This window comes from Pantoea eucrina, from assembly GCF_002095385.1.
Lineage (GTDB): Bacteria > Pseudomonadota > Gammaproteobacteria > Enterobacterales > Enterobacteriaceae > Pantoea > Pantoea eucrina.
The window spans coordinates 1-17222 of the sequence record NZ_MIPP01000041.1 but is presented as its reverse complement, the minus strand read 5'-3'; the positions used below and the strand labels follow the sequence as shown (position 1 = coordinate 17222).

Here is a 17222-nt window from a genome sequence, read left to right as displayed (position 1 = left end):
ATATACGTGGATACTGTTTTATGGCGAAATTAATGACCTCCCTGACGCTCTGTTCAGGGCGAATGACGCACGGGGAACGACGCGTCGCCCAGCGGCTTGAATCGCATCTCGGCGATGATTGTCTTATCTGGTATGACATTCCGGTCGGGCGCCAGTACAGGCATCCCGATTTTGTTATTATCGATCCTGCCAACGGGCTTATTTTCCTTGAGGTCAAAGACTGGAAGCTAAGTACATTTCAGCATGCGGACCCGCAGACGGTAACGCTGAGACATGCTCAGGGCGAAACGCAGGCGCAAAATCCGCTGCTGCAGGTCAGGGAGTATGCCTGTGCGACCGTTGACCTGTTATCTCAGGATCCGAAACTGCAGCAAAAAACAGGCCTGTATAAAGGAAAGCTGAATATCGCCTGGGCTTATGGTGTGGTGTTTACCAATATTACCCGTCAGCAGCTGACATCACTCTCAGCCGATGGCGTGGTTGAATCTATATTTCCACAGGCGCTGACGATTTGTCAGGATGAAATGACCGAGTCTGTCTCTGTTTCTGCGTTTCGCGCTAAAGTTTCCGGACTCTTTACCACCCGTTTCAGGCCTGCAATAACGCCGGCTGTGCGGGATATTCTGCGCCGGCATCTTTTTCCGGAGATCGCCATTACGGTAAAAAATAAGCGCAGTAATATTTACCGGGTAATGGATCTGCAGCAGGAGGTGCTGGCACGCAATCTCGGCGAAGGGCATCGTGTTATTCATGGCGTAGCCGGTTCCGGTAAAACGCTGATTTTACTCTACCGCTGTTTATACCTTTCCGAGACCACCACACGCCCTGTGCTGGTGCTCTGTTTTAATATCATTCTGGCTAACTATATCCGTGAATGCATCGCGGCCAGAGGACTATCGCATAAAGTACACGTCTATCATTTTCATGACTGGTGCGCGACGGCAGCCCGGACCTTTAAGCTGAAGATGAGCGGGGAAGGGCGCTATTATGATAACTGCTTTGCGGCGCTGGAAAATGCGGTTGATAACGGCACTGTCGGGGATGCGGGGTATGATGCGGTGCTGGTGGATGAAGGACATGACTTCGACCGGCGCTGGCTTTCACTGATAGCCCGGCTGTTTGATAACACCCGCCGCTCGCTGCTGCTGATGTACGACGACGCCCAGTCTCTGTACCGGCGCGAGAAAGCGCTGAACTTTTCGCTGGCGAGCGTGGGTATTCAGGCTCAGGGGCGCACCTCTATTCTTCGGGTGAATTATCGCAATCCGCGGCGCATTCTCAATTTTGCCTACGCTTTTTCACGCGACTACTTTGACCGGCACCATAATCAGGAGCTTCCGCTGGTGCTGCCGGAAGCCTGCGGCGAAGAGAACAGCGACATTCCCGATATCGAACAGTGTCACTCTGCGGTCGATGAAGCCCGGCGCGTTGTGGCCTGGCTGCGAGAGAAATATGCGGCTGCGGGCCGCTGGGGCGACATGGCGGTGCTTTGTCCTACGCATTTTTCAGCAGACAAACTCATCGACCTGCTGCAGCAGCAGGCGATCCCCGCCGCCGTCAGCTTCACCACGGAAGATAAAAAACGCTATTCGCATCGGGAGGATGTGGTTCATCTGCTGACCTTTCAGAGCAGCAAAGGGCTTGAATTCCCTTACGTTGCCGTGATCAATGCATCATTTGTTCATAAAGGGGCTGAAGATGAGTCTGAAGCTATCCCGGCGCTGTATGTGGCGTTTACGCGCGCAACCCAGGCGTTACTGGTCACCTGCTACAAAGAAAATAGCATCAGTCAGCAGCTGTCGAAATTTGCCGGTATGGATCTGCAGGATGAGGGAGAGATGTCTGTGGCGTCCCCTGCAGGAATCGAACCTGCAACTAGCCCTTAGGAGGGGCTCGTTATATCCATTTAACTAAGGAGACATCCGGAAACGCAGTATACCCGTATGTCTCCCGGATGTTAACCGGGCGCGGCGTGATTGCTCATTCTGTCAGCAGCGCCGCGCCCGGAAGAGCGGGTTACTCCGTCTGCTCTCCGGCAGCGTTCTTCGCTTCTGCTTTCTCACGGCGTTTGTGATCTGCCCGCGCCTTCGCTTTGGCCTCTTCGCTCATGTCGTTGCGGATCTGCGCATGGCTGATCAGGGCAAAAATCAGCGTGCCGCCGGTGATGTTACCGAGCAGCGTGGGCAGCGCAAACGGCCAGAAAAACTCCTGCCACGGCACCGTTCCCGCAAAGACCAGATAGAGTACTTCGACCGAGCCGACCACGATATGCGCCAGATCGCCCAGCGCCACCAGCCACGTCATCATAATGATAATCAGCAGTTTGGCATTCTCCGCATGCGGGATCATCCAGACCATAGTGGCGATGATCCAGCCGGAGATCACGGCATTAGCGAACATCTCGCCCGGCGAATTTTCCATCACCTTTTCACTGATGGCCGTAAACGCCTGGCGCGTCGCCTCATCAAAAATGGGCATGTAGTTAAAGGCCAGCGCCGCCAGCCCGGTACCAATCAGATTGCCCAGCAGCACCAGCCCCCACAGGCGCAGCAGCAGCATAAAATTGCTGCCGGTGGGCTTATGCATGACCGGCAGGACCGCCGTCACGGTGTTCTCGGTAAACAGCTGCTGCCGCGCGAGGATCACAATCACAAAGCCAAAGGTGTAGCCGAGATTCTCCAGCAGAAAGGCGCCAGGGACCCCTTCAAGGTGAACCTGAAAAATCCCTTTCGCCATCAGCGACGCGCCCATTGAGAGGCCTGCGGCGATGGCTGACCACAGCAGCGCCATGCCGTCACGCTCTAACTCTTTCTCCCCGTCCTGCCGTATCTCTTCATGAATCGCCGCTGCCCGCGAGGGCAGGGCCTCTTCATCAACTTCAATCTCAGTGCCTTGCTCTTTTTCTTCGCTGTCTACGTCATTGTCGTGTTCAGCATTTGATGGCGATGGCTTCATGTTTGCTCCTGGTGATAGTGCCAATGCGTAATAAGCGTAGACGGTTTTAGCAAGCCTGAAATGTTACGAAGAATTTCTTTAAGCGTAACAAAATTTTAACCGCGCGGCTTTTTTATACAGTTTTCGGATCTGAAGGCGTGAAACAGCGGTGCGCAGCGAAATGAGAGCACGGTCACACTCTTCGGCGCACTGCAACAGTGTGGTATTATCGCCGCCTCATTTTTTGCGGTGATGCGCCCCTCTATGTTCGAAGTCATTAATCTCTCATGCGTTCGCGATGAGCGAATGCTGTTCCATGGGCTGAGCTTCCATGTCCGGCCGGGTGACCTCGTGCAGATAGAAGGGCCGAACGGCGCCGGTAAAACTTCACTGCTGCGTCTGCTGGCCGGGCTTAGCCGGGCAGAAGAGGGCGAAGTGCGCTGGCAGGGCGAAACGCTGCAGCGTCAGCGTGAAATATGGCAACAAAACCTGCTTTATCTTGGCCATCAGCCTGGCGTAAAAGCGGTACTCTCTCCGCTGGAAAATCTGCGTTTCTGGCACGGCGACAGCAGCCAGACGGCGCTGTATGCGGCGCTGGAGCAGGTCAGCCTGACCGGCTATGAAGAGGTGCCGGTGGCGCAGCTCTCTGCGGGTCAGCAGCGGCGCGTCGCGCTGGCACGCCTCTGGCTCAGCTCAGCCCGACTGTGGATCCTGGATGAACCGCTGACCGCCATTGATAAAGCCGGTGTGGAAGCACTCATGGCCCGTTTTAACCAGCACGCCAGCCAGGGCGGGGCGGTGATCCTCACCACGCATCAGGAACTGCCCGCCGCCGCGCTGCGTAAAATACGCCTGAGCGGGGAGTGGCAATAATGCTGCTGCGTATTCTCCGGCGTGAACTGAAAATTGCGTTTCGCAGCGGGGCTGAAGTGATCAACCCGCTGTGGTTCTTTCTCATCGTCATTACGCTGTTTCCGCTCGGCATCGGTCCGGAGCCGCAGCAGCTGGCGCGCATTGCGCCCGGCGTGGTCTGGGTCGCCGCTCTGCTGGCTTCGCTGCTGGCGCTGGAGCGCCTGTTCCGCGACGATTTCCTTGATGGATCGCTGGAGCAGCTGCTGCTGTTGCCGGCGCCGCTGCCGGTCACGGTGCTGGGTAAAGTGATTGCTCACTGGCTGGTCACCGGCCTGCCGCTGATCCTGCTGTCACCGCTGGCGGCGCTGCTGCTGTCGCTGGATATGGCCGGCTGGCGCGCGCTGGCGCTGACGCTGCTGCTGGGTACGCCGACGCTGAGCTTTCTTGGTGCTATCGGCACCGGCCTGACAACGGGATTGCGGCGTGGCGGCGTGCTGCTCAGCCTGCTGGTGCTGCCGCTGACCATTCCGGTTCTGATTTTTGCCAGTGCGGCTATCGACGCCGCCGGGCAGGGGCTGCCAGTTGGCGGCTATCTGGCGGTTCTGGGCGCGATGCTGGCGGTAAGTGCGACGCTGTCGCCGTTTGCCACCGCTGCGGCGCTGCGGATCAGCCTGCAGTAGCGCGCTTCCTCAGAGAAGCCGTTCCCTCTTTATTATTAGTGTGAGCAATGCAAATGTGGAAATGGATACATCAGTGGGCAAGGCCGGAACGCCTTTACCAGCTATGCGGGCGACTTATTCCCGGCATGGCGATTGCCGCAGCCGGCGCGCTGCTGCTTGGCTGGGGATGGGGATTTGGCTTCGCTCCGGCTGATTACCAGCAGGGCAATAGCTTCCGGATTATGTACCTGCACGTGCCCGCTGCCATGTGGTCAATGGGGATCTACGCCGCCATGGCGATTGCCGCCTTTACCGGTCTGGTGTGGCAGCTGAAGATGGCTGACCTGGCCGCCGCCGCGATGGCGCCGGTGGGAGCCGCCTTTACCTTTATTGCGCTGATTACCGGCTCCGCATGGGGCAAACCGATGTGGGGAACCTGGTGGATCTGGGATGCGCGCCTCACCTCAGAGCTGGTGCTGCTGTTCCTTTATATGGGCGCGATGGCGCTCTGGCTCGCCTTTGACGATCGCCGCACGGCGGGCCGTGCCGCCGGTATCCTGATCCTCGTCGCGTGGTGAACCTGCCGATTATTCATTTTTCTGTGCAGTGGTGGAACACGCTGCATCAGGGCTCATCCGGTCTGCTGCAGCAGGCAATCGATCCCTCTATGCGCACGCCGCTGCGCTGGTCGATTCTCGGCTATCTGCTGCTGTTTATCACGCTGACGCTGATGCGGCTGCGTAACCTGATTTTACTGACCGAACGGCATCGTCCGTGGGCTATCGCGCTGGCACAGCAGGGAGCAAAAGCATGAGTCCGGCCTTCACCTCATGGAGTGAATTCTTTGCTATGGGCGGCTACGCCTTTTTTGTCTGGCTGTCGGTTGCCTGCACTCTGATCCCGCTACTGGGCCTGGTGCTGCATACGCTGCTGCAGCGGCGGCGTCTGCTGGCGGAGATCCGTCAGCGTCAGGCGCGGGAGCAGCGTGTACGTGCGGCACAGACTAAACAGCGCGCGCGCGCTGCCGGGGAGGCAGGATGAATCTCCGTCGTCGCAACCGCCTTTTGGTGGTGCTGGCTATTCTTACCGGCCTTGGCCTGGCGACCGCGCTGGTGATGTATGCCCTGCGCTCAAACATCGATCTGTTCTATACGCCGGGCGAGATTATCAACGGCAAAGGCGACGCGCAGCTGAAGCCGGAAGCGGGACAGCGTCTGCGCGTGGGTGGCATGGTGATGCCAGGCAGCGTGAGGCGCGATCCGCAGTCGCTGGCGGTAACCTTCAGCCTGTATGACGCCAGAGGCGTGGTCAGCGTCAGCTATAACGGCATCCTGCCCGATCTCTTCCGCGAAGGGCAGGGGGTTGTGGCGCAGGGCGTACTGCAGGCGGGTAATGTTATCAGCGCCCGGGAAGTGCTGGCCAAGCACGACGAAAAATATACGCCGCCGGAAATTCAGGACGCAATGAATACCAATCATACCCGCGCCGCAGTGCGCTATCAGCCGGCGGGTAATCAGCCATGATGCCGGAAATCGGAACTTTTCTGCTCTGTCTGGCGCTGGGCCTGGCGCTGCTGCTGAGTATTTACCCGCTGTGGGGCGCCGCGCGTCAGGATGCGCGGCTGATGACGCTCGCGCGACCGCTGACCTGGGGCATGTTTTTAGCCATTGCCGCCGCCTTTATGGTGCTGGTGCACGCATTTGTGGTGAACGATTTCACCGTTGCCTACGTCGCGACAAATTCAAATACGCTGCTGCCGGTCTATTACCGCGTCGCCGCGACCTGGGGTGCGCATGAAGGATCGCTGCTGCTGTGGGTACTGCTGCTCAGCAGCTGGTCGCTGGCGGTGGCAATTTTCAGCCGCGAGATGCCGCGCGATGCGCTGGCGCGCGTGCTGGCGGTAATGGGGATGATCAACGCCGGCTTTCTGCTGTTTATCCTGCTGACCTCCAACCCGTTTGCCCGCACGCTGCCTGATTTCCCCATCGACGGCGGCGATCTTAACCCGATGCTGCAGGATATCGGCCTGATCTTCCATCCGCCGCTGCTCTATATGGGCTATGTCGGTTTTTCGGTCGCCTTTGCCTTTGCCATCGCCTCGCTGATGACCGGACGGCTGGATACCGCCTGGGCGCGCTGGTCGCGCCCCTGGACCGCCGCCGCATGGGTGTTTCTGACCATCGGTATCGTGCTGGGATCGGCGTGGGCCTATTATGAGCTGGGCTGGGGCGGCTGGTGGTTCTGGGACCCGGTGGAAAACGCCTCGTTTATGCCGTGGCTGGCCGGAACCGCGCTGATGCACTCGCTGGCGGTAACGGAAAAGCGCGGCAGCTTCAAAGCCTGGACCGTGCTGCTGGCGATCGCGACGTTTTCGCTCAGCCTGCTCGGCACCTTTCTGGTGCGCTCCGGCGTGCTGGTCTCGGTGCACGCCTTTGCCTCCGATCCGGCGCGCGGGATGTTTATTCTCGCTTTTCTGATCATCGTGATTGGCAGCTCGCTGCTGCTCTATGCGCTGCGCGGCGGTCAGGTACGCAGCCGCGTGCAGAGTGAAATCTGGTCGCGGGAATCGTTTCTGCTGGGCAATAACGTGCTGCTGATTGCGGCAATGCTGGTGGTCCTGCTCGGTACGCTGCTGCCGCTGGTGCACAAGCAGCTGGGGCTGGGCAGTATCTCAGTGGGAGAACCTTTCTTTAATACGCTGTTCAGCTGGCTGATGGCGCCGTTTGCGCTGCTGCTCGGTATTGGTCCGCTGGTGCGCTGGCGGCGTGATGAGCCGCAAAAGCTGTGGAAGCGGCTGAGTGCCGGGCTGGTGGTTACCCTGCTGCTCTCTGTTCTGCTGCCGTGGCTGCTGGAAGATCGCATTGAAGCGATGACGGTAACCGGGCTGCTGATGGCGATCTGGGTCACGCTGCTGACGCTGATGGAGCTGCATGAGCGCGCGACTCACCGGCATAGCCTGCTGAAAGGGCTGTGGCATCTGTCGCGCAGCCACTGGGGCATGGTGCTGGGGCATCTGGGCGTAGCGGTAACGGTAGTAGGCATCGCGTTCAGCACCCAGTACAGCGTTGAGCGCGATGTGCGCATGAAGGCGGGCGACAGCATCGATATTCATCGCTATCACTTTGTGTTCCGCGACGTGCATAACCTGCAGGGGCCTAACTACAGCGGCGGCGTGGCGATCATCGATGTCACCCGCGATGGCAAACCGGAAGCGGTACTGCGGGCGGAAAAACGCTTTTATACCGCTGCCCGCACCATGATGACCGAAGCGGCGATCAGCGGCGGATTTACCCGCGATCTCTATGCCGCACTCGGCGAGGAGCTGGATAACGGCGCCTGGGCCGTACGCCTCTACTACAAACCCTTTGTCCGCTGGATCTGGTTTGGCGGCCTGTTTATGGCGGCAGGCGGCCTGCTCTGCCTGCTGGATCCGCGTTATCGCGCGCGGAAAAAAGTTGCGCGTGAGGAGCGGGCATGAGCAAAAAAATTCTCTTTATTCCCCTGGCGCTGTTTCTGCTGCTGGCGGCAGCGCTGCTGTGGCAGCTGTCGCGTAATGCACAGGGTGACGATCCCTCCCGGCTTGAGTCAGCCCTGACGGGCAAACCGGTGCCACAGTTCAGACTGGAAGCGCTGGATCAGCCAGGCAAAATCTACAGCCAGCAGATCCTTACCGATGGTCAGCCGCTGCTGCTCAACGTCTGGGCAACCTGGTGTCCGACCTGCCGCGCTGAGCATCACTATCTGAACCGGCTGGCGGAGCAGGGCGTGCGCGTGGTTGGCCTCAACTATAAAGATGACCGTACGAAAGCGATAAACTGGCTTAATACGCTGGGCAACCCTTACGCGCTGAGCCTCTACGACGGCAGCGGCATGCTGGGGCTTGACCTCGGTGTCTACGGTGCGCCGGAAACCTTTCTCATTGATGGCCACGGCATCATTCGTTATCGCCACGCCGGTGATATGAACGAGCGCGTCTGGAATGAAGAGGTTAAACCGCTGTGGGAAAAATATAGCCGGGAGGCGGGGGCATGAGCAGGCTGCTTATTGCGCTGACGGCGCTGCTGCTTACGCTCAGCGTCCGGGCCACCACCACAGATAGCCTGCAGTTTACCTCGCTGCAGCAGGAGGATCAGTACCGGGCGATCACCGCCTCACTGCGCTGCCCGAAATGCCAGAACAACAGCATTGCAGATTCAAACGCCATGATTGCCGCTGACATGCGCCTGAAAGTCTATGAGCTGATGCAGCAGGGCAAGAGCCGGCAGCAGATAGTGGATTACATGGTGGCGCGCTACGGTCACTTTGTCACTTACGATCCGCCGCTGACGCCCGCGACGCTGATTTTATGGGCCGGTCCGGCGCTGTTTGTGCTGCTGGGCTGCGGAGTGATCCTGCTGCGTAACCGCCGCGCGCGTGAAACGACTGAACTGAATGACGATGAACAACAGCGCCTGGCGGCGATTCTGGAACGTAACGGGAAGCCGTAATGATTGTATTTTGCACGACTCTGATCGTCTTACTGGCGGCTGCGGTAGCGCTGTTTCTGGCTGCGGGATGGCGTCAGCGTGAACACCATGCTGGCGAACGCGACCGGCTTAACACCGCCTTTTACCAGCAACGCCTGCGCGAGCTGCAGCGTGATGAAACGGAAGGCGTGGTGGCAGACCGCGCAGAGATGGAGCGCGATCTGCAGCAGATGCTGCTGACGGACGTACCCGACGGGCAGACTCTTCCGGCGCGGCAGAGCAGCCGCTGGATCCTGCTGCCGGGCGTGATCCTGCTGCTGCTGGTGACAACCGGGGTCTATCTGCAAACCGGCGGCTACGCACAGCTCGCGGGCTGGCTCGCCGTTCAGCGTGACTATCCGGCGCTGCGCGCCCGCGTAATGGATCCGGATGCGCAGCCGCTGACGATGGAGGAGCTGGCGCGCCTGCAGCTGGGACTGCGCACGGCGCTGCAGCAGACACCCGGCAGCGCCGATGAGTGGGCGATGCTGGGGCGGCTTGGTATGGTGCTGAACAATGCTACCGCTGCCGGACAGGCGTTTGAGCGCGCGCTGCAGCGTGCGCCTGACAGCCTGGAGCTGCAGCAGGATTACGCCGAAGTCCTGACACGCTCCGGCGATCCGCAGGATAACCGGCAGGCGGGACTGCTGCTGCATGCGCTGCTGAAGCGCGACAGCGCGAATCTGCGTACGCTTAGCCTGCTGGCATTCAACGCGTCCGGGCAGCAGAACTATACTGAAGCGCTCGACGCGTGGCGTGCCATGCTGGCATTACTGCCTGCCGGCGATCCGCGCATCACGCTGATTCAGCGCAGCATTGAACAGGCAAAAACCGCTGCCGGACAGCAGGCGGTCGCGCTGAGCCTGAGGGTCAAGCTGTCGCCACAGGCAGAAAAAATGTTGCCGCCGGACGGAGTGTTGTATATTTCTGTATCTGACGGTGTTTCACCGGTGCCCGTGGCCGTTAAGCGCCTGCCGCTTAGCCACTTTCCGCTATCGCTTACGCTGGATGACAGCAACGCTATGATGCCCGATCGCCTGCTTTCGGCGCAGCATCAGGTTCAGGTCAGAGTGCGTATTGCCCGCGACGGCAGCGCAAATCCTCAGGCCGGGGACTGGTTCGGGCTCAGTGCTATTACCTCGTGGGAGGGTCACCAGCCGCTGACTGTTGAGATCGATCAGCAGCAGCCCTGAAGCGCTACATTTATCATCCGCACAGGGAGAAGAACATGAATAACCGCCTGACCAGTCTGGCACTGGCCAGTTTACTTCTGGTGGGATGCGCCAGCTCAAAACCGGCGGATGACGCCGCCCCGGCGCAGCGCAGCGATCCGCTGGAAGGTTTTAACCGTACGATGTTCAATTTTAATTACAACGTACTTGATCCTTATGTGGTGCGCCCGGTGGCGGTAGCCTGGCGCGACTATGTACCTGTACCGGCGCGTACCGGCGTGAGTAATTTTCTCGGCAACCTGAATGAACCTGCCAGCATGGTTAACTCCATTCTGGTGGGCGAGCCGCGTCAGGCCGGGATCCACTTCACGCGTTTCTTCCTGAATACCGTGCTGGGCCTGGGCGGTTTTATCGATGTTGCAGGCAAAGCGAATCCGGTGCTGGCGCGCGAGGTACCGCATCGCTTTGGCAGCACGCTGGGACGTTATGGCGTTGGCTACGGCCCGTATGTCGTACTGCCTGGCTACGGCAGCTTCACCGTACGGCAGGATGGCGGTGACTATGTGGATACGCTCTATCCGGTACTCAGCTGGCTGACCTGGCCGATGTCGATCGGTAAGTGGGCGCTGGAGGGAGTAGAGACGCGTGCTCAGCTGCTGGACTCTGACGGGCTGCTGAAACAGCAGCAGGATCCTTACTCTTTTATCCGCAATGCCTATTTCCAGCGTAACGATTTTCTGGCTAACGGCGGCAAGCTGAAGCCGGAAGAGAATCCAAACGCCAGCGCGATACAAAACGATTTGCAGGATATCGACGCGCCGTAAAAAAAGGGCAACCCACCGGGTTGCCCTTATTACTTGTGCGGCAGGCGCGATCAGAACTTATAGTTAAAGCTTGCGCCGTAAAGCCAGGCTTTGCCTTCTGAGTTGAAGGTATAAGGGGCTTCATTAACGGTAACGTGCTGACCATGCATATAAGATACGCCGACATCCACTGACGCTTCAGGCGTAAAGGCGTAAGACGCACCGGCGCTCAGCCACAGACGATCCTGATCCGGAATAGAGATAGAGCGTTTATCGGCCGGAACCGGGCTGTCATCGAAGGCGATACCGGTACGGAAGGTCCAGCGATCGTCATAGAAGTAGGTGGTACCCAGCGCAATGCGATAGGCATCTTTAAAGCTCTCATCTTTCTGGAACAGCGTCTGGCCGCGGCTGCCAGTCGCTTTCAGCTCCTGGAACTGGCTCCAGCTGGTATAGGCAAGGCTGTAGTGCACTGCCCACTGCGGCGCAACTTTATGCCAGCCGGACACTTCCCACATTTCCGGCAGGTTCAGTGTCAGGTAGCCGGGCACCGTTGAGCCGCCGGTACCGCCAAACGCCGCCGGGATATCGTTTTTATAATTGCCGTCAAAGTCGACTTTTACCTCAGAGCGGTAGGTAAAGCCGAAACGGTTATTTTTATCCACTTCATACAGCACGCCGGCGTTCCAGCCATAGCCCCACTCATTGCCCTTAAGGTGTGCGACCTGCAGATCGGACGGGAAGCCCACTGCCGGGCCAGCTTCACCGGCATAACGCTCAATTTTGGCGCGGGCATAAACCGCATCAAAGCCAACGCCAACGCTCAGGTGCTCGTTCAGACGATAGGCGGTGCTGAGATTAAGGTTAGCGGTCATCAGATCGGTTTTACCGCCATAGCCTCCTGCGGCATAACCATTATTAAATTCAGTGGCCAGGCCATAGTTTGAGGTCGCGGATGCGCCCACCCACCACCGATCGGTAAGCGGCTGAACGTAGTGAATATTTGGCACCCACTGATTAGGCGCAATGTTATTCGCGTCCAGGCTGTTGCCGGTGAGCGGACTGCGTCCGCTAATATCTACTTCAGGATCGATATAGACTGCGCCGATGGAGAACATCGGGCTATCCATCAGTGCCATGGTAGCGGGGTTGCGACTGGCCGATGCTGCTGTGTCACCCATCGCGCCTTCGCCTGAATAAGCGCGACCTAATCCAATTGCTGAGAATTCGTTAAGTTGAAAGCCTGCGGCGTAAACCTGGGAGGAGACGAGCGCCACTGCAGCTGCCACAGCTGACTTTGCAAACAGGTTCTTATGGTTCATGACCACAACCTCATCAAAATTATTATTAAACGTTGTCACGTCGCGTAACAAAGGACGGCGGATTGTAGGGACTGAGATTAAACAGACATATCAGACCAGTGCGACGAGTATAGGTCTGACCTGTGTATAAGTTGCAATAATGTTTTTCAAATATTACAGACTTGATCGATAAAATCAGATCTGCTTAACAATTTCTTTATACTGCGCCGTCAGCATACCGGCTCAGGTTTGTTTTGGATCAAATTTTATTGTGATATTCGTCACTTAGCGACGCAATGATAGAGGAAATTGGCCCGCAGGCGTACACTTTCTGACAGAAAACCCTCCTTATAACGCCCGCTTTTCTAGCCGGAGAAACCTCATGAGTCAGACCATTAATAAATGCAGTGCCCGCGAGACCGCTGCCTGCTGCTGTTTGGATACGGGCATTGTGATTGATAACAGCGACTGCAGTGCCCGCTGGTCAGCGCTGTTTCCCGATCGCGCAGCTGCCGAAGCGATGCTGTTAACACTGACGGAGAAAGCGCAGCAAACTGCCTCTGAACCCTGTGAGATTACGGCGCAATTTACCTCAGAGCCGGAAGGTATACGCCTGAACGCTGAATTTACCTTTGCCTGTCAGGCTGAAGCGCTGATTTTTCAGCTCGCCCTGCGTTAATTCTGCATCGCCGTCAATCCGCGACGGCGAATCGCTATTTTCGTGTTTTTCCTCGCACTTTTTTCTCTTTGCTATTGGCGAGCCGTCGCCGGATGGTTAACACTGACGATCAGGTCAGACCTCTCTGGCAATGGTGTCAGATCGTCGGTTACAGGGGGAAAAGCATGAGCAGAGCGCAGCCGTTGCTGACGCGTCAGGGCGAACGTATCGCTATTACTCACGGGTTGCGTACGCCTTTTGTCCGGCAGGCGAGCGATTTCCACGGCATTCCGGCGCTGGAGCTGGGGCGTATGGTGGTCAGCGAACTGCTGGTGCGCAGCGAACTGCCGGTTGAGGTGATCGATCAGCTGGTGTTTGGTCAGGTGATACAGATGCCGGAAGCGCCAAATATTGCGCGCGAAATTGTGCTGAGCAGCGGGCTGAGCGTGCACACGGACGCCTACAGCGTCAGTCGCGCCTGTGCAACCAGCTTTCAGGCCGTCGCTAACGTAGCGGAGAGCCTGATGGCGGGCACCATCGATGCCGGAATTGCCGGCGGCGCAGACTCCTCCTCCGTGTTACCGATTGGCGTCAGCAAAACGCTGGCGCGTGCGCTGGTCGATCTTAACCGTGCGCGGACAGTGGGCAAAAAGCTGCAGATCCTGCGGCGTCTGCGCCCGCGCGATCTGCTGCCGGTGCCGCCTGCCGTGGCGGAGTATTCAACCGGACTGCGCATGGGAGATACGGCTGAGCAGATGGCTAAAACCTGGGGTATTACACGTGAGCAGCAGGATGCGCTTGCCCTGCGCTCACATCAGCGTGCCGCACAGGCGTGGCAGAGCGGCGTACTGCAGCAGGAGGTCATGCCCGCCTTTGTGCCGCCGTGGAAAGCGCCGGTTGAGCAGGACAACACCATCCGCTTTAACGCCAGCGCGGCCGATTATGCCCGACTGCGGCCTGCGTTTGACCGGCGTCACGGCTCGGTAACCGCAGCAAACAGTACGCCGCTGACGGACGGCGCGGCAGCCCTCATCCTGATGCGAGAAGGGCGCGCCCGCGAACTGGGAATAGCGCCGTTGGGCTACCTGCGCAGCTACGCGTTTACCGCCATTGATGTGCAGACCGACATGCTGCTGGGCCCGGCTTACGCCTCGCCGCTGGCGCTGGATCGCGCTGGCGTCACGCTGGGTGATTTAACGCTGATTGACATGCATGAAGCCTTTGCCGCCCAGACGTTAGCCAACCTGAAGCTGTTCAGCGATGCGCGCTTTGCGCGTGAGGTGCTCAACCGGCCGCAGGCGCTGGGCGAGGTTGATGATGACCGCTTTAATGTGCTGGGTGGCTCCATCGCCTACGGGCATCCGTTTGCCGCCACCGGTGCCCGCATGATCGCCCAGACGCTGCATGAACTGCGGCGGCGCGGTGGCGGACTGGGACTGGTAACCGCCTGCGCGGCGGGCGGTTTGGGCACTGCAATGGTTCTGGAGGCTGAATAATGCAGCACACCGCGTTTGAGTTAACCCTGCGCCCGGATCATGTTGGTGTGATCACCATTGATGTGCCGGGTGAAAAAATGAATACGCTGCGCGCTGAGTTTGCCGCGCAGATCCGCGCGGTGATCGCCGCAGCCCGTCAGCATCCGCAGCTGGCGGGTCTGGTACTGATTTCCGGCAAAGCGGACAATTTTATTGCGGGTGCTGATATCAGCATGATCGACCGCTGCCACTCATCAGCTGAAGCGCAGGCGCTGGCGAAGCAGGGGCAGGAGGTGATGGCGGAGATTGCAGCGCTGCCGTTTCCGGTTGTGGCGGCGATACACGGCGCCTGTCTGGGGGGCGGTCTGGAGCTGGCGCTGGCGTGCGACGCCCGCATCTGTTCGCTGGATGAGAAGACCCGGCTTGGTCTGCCTGAAGTTCAGCTGGGCCTGCTGCCCGGTTCCGGCGGCACACAGCGGTTGCCGCAATTGATTGGCGCAGAGCAGGCGCTGTCGCTGATACTCAGCGGTAAAGCCCTGCGTGCCCGGCAGGCGCTTAAGCTGGGCCTGGTCGATGATGCGGTGCCGCCGGCCATTTTACTGGCAACGGCGGTGGCGCGCGTTCATAAAGGAAAGGGCGCGGCGCGGACGTTGCCACAGCGGGCGCGCCTGATGCAGAGCTTTGCGGGGCGCCCGTTGCTGTTTGCGCTGGCAAAGCGTCAGACGGATAAAAAAACTCAGGGTAACTATCCGGCGACCGGGCGCATTCTGCAGGTGGTGCGCATCGGGCTGGAGCAGGGTAGCCAGGCGGGACATGAGGCTGAAGCGCAGGCGTTTGGCGAGCTGGCGCTAACGCCGGAATCGGCAGCGCTGCGCAGCCTGTTTTTCGCGTCCACCGCGCTGAAAAAAGCCGCCGCCGCAGAGGGCGAAGTGCGCACGCTGCAGCAGGTAGGCGTACTGGGTGGTGGGCTGATGGGCGGAGGGATTGCCAGCGTGACGGCGCTGAAAGCGGAACTGCCGGTGCGTATCAAAGATATCCAGCTCAGCGGAATCAATCACGCGCTGCGCTACAGCTGGGATCTGCTGACAAAAAAAGTCAGGCGGCGTCAGCTGAAACCCGCAGAGCGTCAGCAGCAGATGGCGCGCATCAGCGGCGGTACCGACTATCAGGGCTTCAGCCGGCGCGATGTGGTCATTGAAGCGGTATTTGAAGATCTGGCACTGAAGCAGCAGATGGTGGCGGAAATGGAGCAGCACTGTCAGCCCGACACCATTTTCGCCTCGAATACATCCTCGCTCGCTATCAGCGCTATCGCCGCGCAGGCGCAGCGGCCGCAAAATATCATCGGGCTGCACTACTTCAGTCCGGTAGATAAAATGCCGCTGGTTGAGGTGATCCCGCATGCGGCAACGTCAGCGGAAACGCTGGCTACCACGCTGCGGCTGGCGCAAAAGCAGGGTAAAACTGCAGTAGTGGTAGCGGATCGCCCAGGCTTCTACGTTAACCGTATTCTCGCCCCCTATATCAACGAAGCGCTGCGCTGTCTGCTGGAGGGAGAACCGGTCGAACATATTGACCAGGCTCTGGTAAAAGCGGGTTTTCCGGTAGGGCCGTTGCAGCTGCTTGATGAAGTCGGTATCGACACTGGCAGTAAAATCAGCCCGCTGCTTGAGCAGGCTTATGGCGCGCGCTTTGCCGCACCGCAGGCCGCGGTTGATGCGATTCTCGCTGACGATCGCAAAGGACGAAAAAACCGGAAAGGGTTTTATCACTATGAGAAGAGACGCTGGCCCGGCGCGCGTAAAGCGGATCGCAGCCTCTATACGCTGCTCGCTCTTAAACCTGAGGCGCGTCAGAGTGAGCAGCAGATTGCTGAACGCTGCATGCTGATGCTGTTAAATGAGGCCGCGCGCTGTCTGGATGAGTCGGTGATCCGTTCGGCACGCGATGGCGACGTTGCTGCGGTATTCGGCATCGGCTTTCCACCTTTTCTTGGCGGACCGTTCCGTTATATGGATCGATACGGCAGCGCTGCGCTTGTGGAGAGACTTACGGCCCTCGCCCAGCAGCATGGCGATCGCTTTGCCCCGTGCGAGGCGCTGCTGAAGCGGGCAGAAAGCGGCGCGCATTTTTACATTTAATCACATTCAGCAAGAGCGGTGCATATTCAGCCGCTTAGCAGAGAAGATGCAGTACAGGTCAGCCGGTACCGATTTAGCGGGCGCTTATTTAATAAGCAACCGGTTGACTATACTGAAGCCATTGGGGTAAAACACAGCCTTCATTCGCAGAATGAAGCGTCTGGTGCCGTGGTACCGGACGATATCGACCAACAACAGCGGTGCTTTATGCAAGTTTTTATCATGCGTCATGGCGATGCAGCTCTGGAAGCCGCGAGCGATTCTGCTCGCCCCCTTACGCTGTGCGGCTGTAACGAATCACGTCAGATGGCGAGCTGGCTCAACAGCCAGACGCCGGATATCGGAAGGGTGCTGGTCAGCCCCTATCTGCGCGCCGGGCAGACGCTCGCCACCGTGCGCGAGGCACTGGATTTGCCGCAAAACCAGGACGTTCTTTCTGAACTGACGCCGGGCGGCGATCCGGGACAGGTCGCATTGCATTTGCAGGCGCTGGCGGTGCAGGGCGTGAAAGCCGTGCTGGTGATTTCGCATCTGCCGCTGGTAGGATACCTGGTTTCTGAGCTGTGCCCGCAGGAAGCGCCGCCCATGTTCGCCACGTCGGCTATCGCCTGTATCGATTTTAATGCCGACGAGTGCGAAGGTAAGCTTTTGTGGCAGGTGAGTCCGGCCAGGCTTGCTAAAGCTATCTGATTCCCCTTCATAATTCAGGCTGCAGCTGCGTT

The 17222-nt window shown here is 58.8% G+C and carries 16 protein-coding genes, 1 tRNA gene and 1 pseudogene; 15 read left to right on the top strand and 3 right to left on the bottom strand.

Features of this window, described 5'->3' with window-relative positions; all coding sequences use genetic code 11:
- Window positions 1–20: 20 nt before the first annotated feature.
- Window positions 21–1886: a 3'-5' exonuclease gene (locus HA43_RS15355; RefSeq protein ID WP_094112065.1), complete on the top strand. Its 1866-nt coding sequence runs from the start codon at window positions 21–23 to the stop codon at window positions 1884–1886.
- On the opposite strand, the gene HA43_RS15350 is transcribed toward HA43_RS15355, so the two are convergent.
- Window positions 1846–1920 (bottom strand) — tRNA-Arg (locus HA43_RS15350). The two genes, HA43_RS15355 and HA43_RS15350, sit on opposite strands and share 41 nt — an antisense overlap.
- A gap of 96 nt (window positions 1921–2016) precedes the next feature.
- Entirely contained in the window at window positions 2017–2955 is a 939-nt protein-coding gene (locus HA43_RS15345; protein ID WP_071668068.1) for a formate/nitrite transporter family protein, read from the bottom strand.
- A 243-nt stretch (window positions 2956–3198) separates the two neighbouring features.
- Here HA43_RS15345 and ccmA point away from each other — a divergent pair, with 243 nt between their 5' ends.
- The 10 genes and pseudogenes from ccmA to mlaA all read left to right on the top strand — a co-directional run bounded on the left by ccmA (window position 3199) and on the right by mlaA (window position 10946).
- The gene (ccmA, locus tag HA43_RS15340) at window positions 3199–3807 is read left to right on the top strand and encodes a cytochrome c biogenesis heme-transporting ATPase CcmA (protein ID WP_039379169.1); all 609 of its coding nucleotides are present in this window, start codon (window positions 3199–3201) and stop codon (window positions 3805–3807) included.
- Window positions 3807–4466, top strand: a complete 660-nt coding sequence (gene ccmB, locus HA43_RS15335) for a heme exporter protein CcmB (protein WP_039379167.1) — start codon at window positions 3807–3809, stop codon at window positions 4464–4466. The genes ccmA and ccmB overlap by 1 nt, the downstream gene beginning before the upstream one ends.
- Before the next feature lie 53 nt (window positions 4467–4519).
- Window positions 4520–5259: pseudogene (locus HA43_RS15330) on the top strand (heme ABC transporter permease).
- The gene (gene ccmD, locus HA43_RS15325) at window positions 5256–5486 is read left to right on the top strand and encodes a heme exporter protein CcmD (protein ID WP_039379165.1); all 231 of its coding nucleotides are present in this window, start codon (window positions 5256–5258) and stop codon (window positions 5484–5486) included. Before HA43_RS15330 ends, ccmD begins: the two are co-directional and overlap by 4 nt.
- Complete coding sequence (ccmE, locus tag HA43_RS15320) at window positions 5483–5968, top strand: cytochrome c maturation protein CcmE (protein WP_039379164.1); 486 nt, start codon at window positions 5483–5485, stop codon at window positions 5966–5968. The genes ccmD and ccmE overlap by 4 nt, the downstream gene beginning before the upstream one ends.
- The gene (locus HA43_RS15315; protein ID WP_094112058.1) at window positions 5965–7923 is read left to right on the top strand and encodes a heme lyase CcmF/NrfE family subunit; all 1959 of its coding nucleotides are present in this window, start codon (window positions 5965–5967) and stop codon (window positions 7921–7923) included. The genes ccmE and HA43_RS15315 overlap by 4 nt, the downstream gene beginning before the upstream one ends.
- Window positions 7920–8477, top strand: coding sequence for a DsbE family thiol:disulfide interchange protein (locus HA43_RS15310; protein WP_039379161.1), 558 nt, complete (start codon window positions 7920–7922; stop codon window positions 8475–8477). Before HA43_RS15315 ends, HA43_RS15310 begins: the two co-directional genes overlap by 4 nt.
- Window positions 8474–8932: a cytochrome c-type biogenesis protein gene (locus tag HA43_RS15305; protein ID WP_094112057.1), complete on the top strand. Its 459-nt coding sequence runs from the start codon at window positions 8474–8476 to the stop codon at window positions 8930–8932. The genes HA43_RS15310 and HA43_RS15305 overlap by 4 nt, the downstream gene beginning before the upstream one ends.
- Window positions 8932–10143, top strand: coding sequence for a c-type cytochrome biogenesis protein CcmI (gene ccmI / locus HA43_RS15300; protein WP_094112056.1), 1212 nt, complete (start codon window positions 8932–8934; stop codon window positions 10141–10143). The genes HA43_RS15305 and ccmI overlap by 1 nt, the downstream gene beginning before the upstream one ends.
- Before the next feature lie 35 nt (window positions 10144–10178).
- The gene (gene mlaA, locus HA43_RS15295; RefSeq protein WP_094112055.1) at window positions 10179–10946 is read left to right on the top strand and encodes a phospholipid-binding lipoprotein MlaA; all 768 of its coding nucleotides are present in this window, start codon (window positions 10179–10181) and stop codon (window positions 10944–10946) included.
- 50 nt (window positions 10947–10996) lie between these two features.
- Here the strand turns inward: mlaA and fadL are convergent, their stop codons facing one another.
- On the bottom strand, window positions 10997–12247 hold the full coding sequence (fadL, locus tag HA43_RS15290) for a long-chain fatty acid transporter FadL (protein WP_071668097.1): 1251 nt from the start codon (window positions 12245–12247) through the stop codon (window positions 10997–10999).
- Window positions 12248–12608: 361 nt separating this feature from the next.
- On the opposite strand from fadL, the gene HA43_RS15285 reads away from it, so the two are divergent.
- The 4 genes from HA43_RS15285 (at window position 12609) to sixA (ending at window position 17190) form a co-directional block, all read left to right on the top strand.
- Window positions 12609–12905 (top strand): YfcZ/YiiS family protein, encoded by a 297-nt coding sequence (locus HA43_RS15285; protein ID WP_094112054.1) that lies wholly within the window; start codon window positions 12609–12611, stop codon window positions 12903–12905.
- A 164-nt stretch (window positions 12906–13069) separates the two neighbouring features.
- Entirely contained in the window at window positions 13070–14380 is a 1311-nt protein-coding gene (gene fadI / locus HA43_RS15280; protein WP_039379155.1) for an acetyl-CoA C-acyltransferase FadI, read from the top strand.
- Window positions 14380–16500 (top strand): fatty acid oxidation complex subunit alpha FadJ, encoded by a 2121-nt coding sequence (fadJ, locus tag HA43_RS15275; protein WP_039379154.1) that lies wholly within the window; start codon window positions 14380–14382, stop codon window positions 16498–16500. The genes fadI and fadJ overlap by 1 nt, the downstream gene beginning before the upstream one ends.
- 207 nt (window positions 16501–16707) lie before the next feature.
- Window positions 16708–17190: a phosphohistidine phosphatase SixA gene (sixA, locus tag HA43_RS15270; RefSeq protein WP_039385580.1), complete on the top strand. Its 483-nt coding sequence runs from the start codon at window positions 16708–16710 to the stop codon at window positions 17188–17190.
- Window positions 17191–17222: the final 32 nt, after the last annotated feature.

Coding starts and splice junctions, on each gene's coding strand:
- mlaA (WP_094112055.1), top strand. CDS start 10,179: ATGAATAACCGCCTGACCAGTCTGGCACTGGCCAGTTTACTTCTGGTG.
- HA43_RS15345 (WP_071668068.1), bottom strand. CDS start 2,955: ATGAAGCCATCGCCATCAAATGCTGAACACGACAATGACGTAGACAGC.
- ccmI (WP_094112056.1), top strand. CDS start 8,932: ATGATTGTATTTTGCACGACTCTGATCGTCTTACTGGCGGCTGCGGTA.
- fadI (WP_039379155.1), top strand. CDS start 13,070: ATGAGCAGAGCGCAGCCGTTGCTGACGCGTCAGGGCGAACGTATCGCT.
- ccmB (WP_039379167.1), top strand. CDS start 3,807: ATGCTGCTGCGTATTCTCCGGCGTGAACTGAAAATTGCGTTTCGCAGC.
- fadJ (WP_039379154.1), top strand. CDS start 14,380: ATGCAGCACACCGCGTTTGAGTTAACCCTGCGCCCGGATCATGTTGGT.
- fadL (WP_071668097.1), bottom strand. CDS start 12,247: ATGAACCATAAGAACCTGTTTGCAAAGTCAGCTGTGGCAGCTGCAGTG.
- HA43_RS15310 (WP_039379161.1), top strand. CDS start 7,920: ATGAGCAAAAAAATTCTCTTTATTCCCCTGGCGCTGTTTCTGCTGCTG.
- ccmD (WP_039379165.1), top strand. CDS start 5,256: ATGAGTCCGGCCTTCACCTCATGGAGTGAATTCTTTGCTATGGGCGGC.
- HA43_RS15315 (WP_094112058.1), top strand. CDS start 5,965: ATGATGCCGGAAATCGGAACTTTTCTGCTCTGTCTGGCGCTGGGCCTG.
- HA43_RS15305 (WP_094112057.1), top strand. CDS start 8,474: ATGAGCAGGCTGCTTATTGCGCTGACGGCGCTGCTGCTTACGCTCAGC.
- HA43_RS15285 (WP_094112054.1), top strand. CDS start 12,609: ATGAGTCAGACCATTAATAAATGCAGTGCCCGCGAGACCGCTGCCTGC.
- ccmA (WP_039379169.1), top strand. CDS start 3,199: ATGTTCGAAGTCATTAATCTCTCATGCGTTCGCGATGAGCGAATGCTG.
- ccmE (WP_039379164.1), top strand. CDS start 5,483: ATGAATCTCCGTCGTCGCAACCGCCTTTTGGTGGTGCTGGCTATTCTT.
- sixA (WP_039385580.1), top strand. CDS start 16,708: ATGCAAGTTTTTATCATGCGTCATGGCGATGCAGCTCTGGAAGCCGCG.
- HA43_RS15355 (WP_094112065.1), top strand. CDS start 21: ATGGCGAAATTAATGACCTCCCTGACGCTCTGTTCAGGGCGAATGACG.